A 5,552-nucleotide genomic window follows, 5' to 3' on the forward strand; every position below is an offset into this window, starting at 1 on the left:
GGGGCCCGATACGACTCGGGGTCCCGCGCCGCAGGATCGACGGCCGCGGCGAGCACCCGTCGCTCGGCCGCGGACATCACGATCCGCGCACCGGTGAGCGTCCGCACGCGTTCGGCGAGACCGAGATGATCGGGGTGGTGGTGGGTGACGACGACCGTCGCGATGTCGGGCAGCGACCGTCCGGCCGCCCTCATCGCCCGCTCGATGCGCCCGAGGTTCTCCGCGGTGTCCCACCCGGGGTCGACCAGATGCACCCCATCGTCGCCGACGAGCGCGTAGGCGAGCGTGCCGGGGAGAGTCCCTTCCGGGATCGCCACGGGGATGCCCCAGAGACCGTCGCCGAGGTCGGCCGCGTCGCGCAGGAGACCGGCTTCCCAGGCGTCACGCTCGGCCTCATCGACGGGGACGACGTCATCCGCTCGGCTACTCATCCCGCCACCCTAGCAATCGCTTGTTCATTTAACGAGATCCGGATAGCCTGACGACAGGGACGGCGCTCCTGCGAGTGGAACGGTGACGGTGAAGTCGGAACGAGAACGGCACGAGCGCGTGGTGGTGGCCCTGCTCGCCGCCTGCGGAATGCTGACGTCGCTGCAGTTCACGCTCATCGTCCCTCTCCTCCCGCTGGTCCCCGAGCTGCTCGACACCACGGCGGCCGACGCCTCCTGGCTGATCACGGTCACCCTCCTCGCCGGGGTGGTCGGCACCCCGGTCGTCACCCGGCTCGCTGACATGCACGGCCGCCGCCTTCTCCTGCTGGTGTCGATGGGGCTGCTCGTCATCGGCTCCGTGATCGCCGCCGTGATCCCCGGGTTCACGGCCGTGCTGATCGGCCGCGCACTCCAGGGTTTCGGCACCGCGGTGGTCCCGATCGGCATCGGCCTGCTGAGCGCCCTCGTCTCGCGTCGGCGGGCCGTCCTCGGCATCGCCCTCATGAGCGGCACGCTCGGCATGGGCTCCGCACTCGGGCTGGTCCTCGCGGGGCCGCTGCTCGAGTGGGGAGGTCTGCCGACCGTCTTCTGGTGCTCGGCGGTCGTCGGCGCCCTGTTCTGCGTCCTGATCCGGGTGCGCATCCCCGAGGCGCCCACCGGCCCGAGTCGCGCCTTCGACCTCATCGGCGCGGTGCTGCTCACCCTCGGTCTCACCGCGCTGCTGCTGGCGATCTCCCGGGGACAGTACTGGGGGTGGGCGAGCCCGCTCACCCTGGGGCTCGGACTGCTCGCGGTCGCGACTCTCGTGCTCTGGATGCTGTGGGAGCGGCGACATCCGGCCCCTCTGATCGACGTGCGCACCGCCATGCGCGCCCCGATCCTGCCCATCAACATCGCCTCGTTCTTCGCCACGTTCGGGATGTACGCCAACCATCTGCTCACGACGCAGGAGGCCCTCGCGCCGACATCCACGGGCTATGGACTCGATGTCGCCACGGCCGCGGCCGGGCTGTTCCTCCTGCCGTCCGCTCTGACGATGATCGCGCTCGCCCCTCTCGCAGCGCGCGTCATCACGCGCTTCGGCGGTCAACGCGCACTCCTGCTCGGATCGGCGATGATGGCGTTCGCCTTCCTGTTCCGAATGCTCTTCCACGGCGGCGCCCTGCCCGTCCTCATCGGGTCCGCCCTGGTGGGCGCGGGTGTCGCCTTCGCGTTCGCCGCGATGCCGTCGCTGATCACCGCCTCGGTGCCCTCCGACGAGGTGGCTACGGCGAACGGTGTCAACTCCGTCATCCGCACCCTCTCCGGCGCCGTCGCCGCCGCGCTCTTCGCGTTCGTGATCGCCGCACTCCCGTCGACCGCCGATCCCGCCTTCCTCTCCGAGTGGGCGCTGCAGCTGTCGCTCGGCTTCGCCGCAGCGTGCGGCGTGGTCACCGCGGTGCTCGCCGCCTTCCTCCGCCTGCCCCATTCCAAGGAGCCCGCATGAGCCTCTTCTCTCCGCTGACCCTGCGCGATGTGACCCTGCCGAACCGCGTGGGCATCTCACCGATGTGCATGTACGCCTCGCGTGACGGACTGGTCGCCGACTTCCACGTCGCGCACCTCGGCCGCTTCGCTCTGGGCGGTGCAGGGCTCATCATCGCCGAGGCGACGGCCGTGCACCCGCAGGGCCGCATCTCGCCGTTCGACACCGGGCTGTGGAGCGACGAGCAGATCCCCGGATGGCGACGGGTCACCGCGCTCGTGGCCGCGTCGGGATCGGTGCCGGGCGTGCAGCTCGGGCATGCCGGACGCCGCGCCGCCGTCCGGGAGCCCTGGCGCGCGGGCGCTCCGCTCGACGACGAGGATGCGTCGGCCGGATTCGGCCCCTGGCCCCTCGTCGCCCCGAGCGCCCTGTCCGCCGGCCCGGGTCATGCCGTCCCCGCCGCACTCACCACGGCGCAGATCGCCCGGTCCGTGCAGGATTGGCACGACGCGGCCGCCCGCGCGGTGGCTGCCGGGTTCCGCTTCGTCGAGCTCCACGGCGCGCACGGCTACCTCCTGCACTCCTTCCTCTCCCCCGTGTCGAACCGGCGCACCGACCACTACGGCGGCAGCCCCGAGAACCGTCTGCGCTATCCGCTCGAGGTCGTCGCCGCAGTCCGCGACGCGATCGGCGGCGGCGTCCCCTTCTCGTTCCGCATCTCGTCGGTCGACGGAGCCGAGGGCGGGCTGGGCATCGACGAGACGGTCGAGGTGGCGCGTCGACTCGCCACAGCGGGCGTCGACGTGATCGACACCTCCTCGGGTGGGATCACCACCGACCGCACGGTCGACACCCGCATCCGTCGGGGCTTCGCCTTCCACGCCGACTTCTCACGCCGCATCCGCGACGAGGTCGGTGTGCGCACGGCGACCGTCGGGCTCGTCGTCGACCCGGAACAGGCCGCCCGCCTCATCCACGACGGCGACTCCGACCTGGTGCTCCTCGGGCGACAGGCGCTCGACGACCCGAACTGGCCGCACCACGCCCGCATCGCCCTGGGTGACGACACACACGAGTCCTGGGACGTGCGCTTCGGCAGCGCCCTCGGCCCCCGGGCCCGCACGCTCGCGCGCCTCGCCGCGGCAGGCGAGACCCCCCTCAGCCGCTTCGAGCGCTGACCCGGACGCCTCAGCGGGCCAGCAGCTCCCGGGCGGCTCCGTCTCCGTCGAGCAGACGGTTGCGACGGCGCTGCACCCGCCATCCATCGGCCGTGCGGCGCAGCTCCCAGCGGTTCGCGCTGACCCGTTCGCCGATCCAGCGCTCGCCCTCGCGCAGCATCACGACCGAGTGCGTCACCGCCACGGCGTCGTCGCCGTCGATCTCGATGCGCGGCGCGGAGACGATGTGCGCGCACCCGCGGCGCATGTACTCCACGTGCGTCGGGATCGACACGAGCGAGCGGATGTCGTCGGCCTCGAGCACCGTGTCATCGAACTGATAGGTGCCGCCCGGTGCCCACAGCGCCGCGACCGCGTCGGCATCACCGGAATCCGCAGCGGGGCCGTACCGCGCGATGAGATCGGCGATCTCGGCGCGGTCCTCCAGCACCTGCAGGCGCCGCTCCAGCGCCTCGCTCACCAGTCCTGCCAGGGGATGATCGTCTTCACCGGGGTGGACAGCATCCGCTCCCCCGCCTCGGGGAAGCCGTCCTCGACCGCGCGGAGCCGCGGGGTCACGTCGGCGGGGTCGTCTTCCAGGTACACCAGGCGGATGCGGATGCTCCCGGGCGGATCCGCCGGCGTCTCGTCGAACGGCAGCGATGAGTGCCGCTGCGGGTGGCTGTACGAGAACGTCCAGGCTCCGGCCACGCCGTCGACGTCGAGCAGAGCGGGGATGAGCTCGCGGTCCTCGCGACGGTGCGCCTCGTGTGTCTCGCCCCCGTGCGGATCGGTGAACCGGGTCGCGGTGAGGTGGATCCCCCGGTGCGGACGGTAGGGCAGCACCTCCGGGTCGACCAGCGCCCGCGCGGCGGCGTACCCCTTGACCGGACGGAAGAACGCCAGCATCGGCCGGTGGATGCCGGGGATCAGCGGACCGCGCCCCCACTGGAACGACGCCTCGCCGAGGGCGTCCCAGGCTGCGACCGATTCGTCCACGGGATCGCGGAACCAGTACATGGCGACGAAGTCGACGGCGCCGGAAAGCGACCCGTCGGCGAGCTCGGCGTATTCCGGGCGGACATCCCACCGGTCACCCCAGGCCACGCCGGGGAGCGCGAGGTTCTCCGGACGATGGTCGAGCTGATGCCACCTGCTGTAGTCCCCATGCAGCGAGCGGTCGTCGAGGCGGACGAAGGAGAAGAAGGCGAGAGGCGCGAACACCTTGTCAGTCAAGCGTTTGCTTGGTTAGGTGTCAACACCCTCGTGGAGGAATCCTCCTCAGCGCCCCGAGACCTTGCCGAAGACCTTCGCGATCGGCGCGAGCACCAGCGGGCGGGCGGCCACCCAGGCGAGCGCGATCACCACGAGCGAGAGGATGAACACCCAGAACCCGGTCCAGGTGACCGCATCCTGCGACGCGAACATGTGGTTCAGGTTGCGCAGGAATCCGGTGAGCATCACGAGCGCGACGTGGGCGATGATGAACGCCACGAAGTACAGCATGATCGGGAAGTGCAGCGCACGCGCCCACTCCACCGGGTACGCCTTGGAGAGTTTCTCGGCCTTCTTCGGCCACAGCCCCGACATGCGGAACCCGGTGATCGCCGCCAGCGGCGCCGCGATGAACACGGTCACGAAGTACGCGAGCTGCTGCAGGCTGTTGTAGTTGTTCCAGCCGTTCTCGTGCGGCCAGTCGAACGAGACGTACTGCAGGGCCGCCGACAGTGCGTTCGGGAAGACCTCCCAGCTCGTCGGCACGATCCGCACCCAGTGCCCGGTGACGAACAGCAGCACGACGAAGATCACGCCGTTGACGAGCCACAGGATGTCGAGCGCCTGGTGGAACCAGAGATTCAGGCTGATCTTGCCCTTCGCGTTTCCGCGCGGCGTCCAGAACACCGTCGGCCGCTTCTCGGTGCGCACCTGCAGCCCCGAGCGGATGATCAGCACGATCAGGAACATGTTGAAGAAGTGCGCCCAGTTGACCCACGGCGCGAAGCCCGGCTCGACCGCGATGGCCGGCTCGTACTCGCCGGGGAACGCCGCGAGGAAGTCCTGCATGAACGGGAAGCTCAGGAGCGCCCGCACGAAGGCGATGGCGGCGCCCGCCAGCACCCCGAGTGCCGCGGCGCCGAACAGGACCGCGATCGCCTGCGGCCAGGTCGGACGCGGGCGACCCGACGACGGAGTCTCGGCGACGTGGCGCGGAGCGCGACCTCTCCAGACGGTCCGAGTCCACGGCAGCGGGGTGTCGAGGTCGGCGAGGACCGGGACGACCAGGGCGGAACCGGCGGCCGGGGCGGCGGGCTCCGAGGCGGCGACGGCCTCGACGACCGTGGCCGCCTCCGCACCTTCGTCCGCGACGGACGCGACGGCAGCCGCCGCGACGCCGGACAGGGCCGGCACGGTGTCTGCGGGCGGCCACGGATCTCCGCCGACGACACGCGGCAGACCGCGACGGACGTGGCTGGCGGAAACCGCCTCCATGCCTGCAAC

The 5,552-nt window shown here is 71.1% G+C and carries 6 protein-coding genes; 2 read left to right on the forward strand and 4 right to left on the reverse strand.

Going from position 1 to position 5,552, the window contains the following annotated elements:
* A partial coding sequence (locus tag ACNPM4_RS08265; RefSeq protein WP_448985364.1) for an MBL fold metallo-hydrolase occupies positions 1 to 431 on the reverse strand: 431 nt, incomplete at its 3' end.
* A gap of 82 nt (positions 432 to 513) precedes the next feature.
* Between ACNPM4_RS08265 and ACNPM4_RS08270 the strand changes: the two genes are divergently transcribed.
* Complete coding sequence (locus tag ACNPM4_RS08270; RefSeq protein WP_448985365.1) at positions 514 to 1,917, forward strand: MFS transporter; 1,404 nt, start codon at positions 514 to 516, stop codon at positions 1,915 to 1,917.
* A complete protein-coding gene (locus ACNPM4_RS08275; RefSeq protein WP_448985366.1) occupies positions 1,914 to 3,074 on the forward strand; it encodes an NADH:flavin oxidoreductase/NADH oxidase in 1,161 nt (386 codons plus the stop codon). The genes ACNPM4_RS08270 and ACNPM4_RS08275 overlap by 4 nt, the downstream gene beginning before the upstream one ends.
* A gap of 10 nt (positions 3,075 to 3,084) precedes the next feature.
* Here ACNPM4_RS08275 and ACNPM4_RS08280 read toward each other — a convergent pair whose 3' ends face one another.
* From ACNPM4_RS08280 to ACNPM4_RS08290, 3 genes are all read right to left on the reverse strand, one after another.
* The gene (locus tag ACNPM4_RS08280; protein ID WP_051662530.1) at positions 3,085 to 3,534 is read right to left on the reverse strand and encodes a nuclear transport factor 2 family protein; all 450 of its coding nucleotides are present in this window, start codon (positions 3,532 to 3,534) and stop codon (positions 3,085 to 3,087) included.
* Positions 3,531 to 4,289 carry a hypothetical protein gene (locus ACNPM4_RS08285; RefSeq protein WP_448985367.1) on the reverse strand — a complete coding sequence of 253 codons (759 nt, stop codon included), beginning with the start codon at positions 4,287 to 4,289 and terminating at the stop codon, positions 3,531 to 3,533. Before ACNPM4_RS08285 ends, ACNPM4_RS08280 begins: the two co-directional genes overlap by 4 nt.
* 45 nt (positions 4,290 to 4,334) lie before the next feature.
* A partial coding sequence (locus ACNPM4_RS08290; protein ID WP_448985368.1) for a cytochrome b/b6 domain-containing protein occupies positions 4,335 to 5,552 on the reverse strand: 1,218 nt, incomplete at its 5' end.

The sequence above is a fragment of the Microbacterium umsixpiens genome, from assembly GCF_053543675.1.

Coding starts and splice junctions, on each gene's coding strand:
- ACNPM4_RS08275 (WP_448985366.1), top strand. CDS start 1,914: ATGAGCCTCTTCTCTCCGCTGACCCTGCGCGATGTGACCCTGCCGAAC.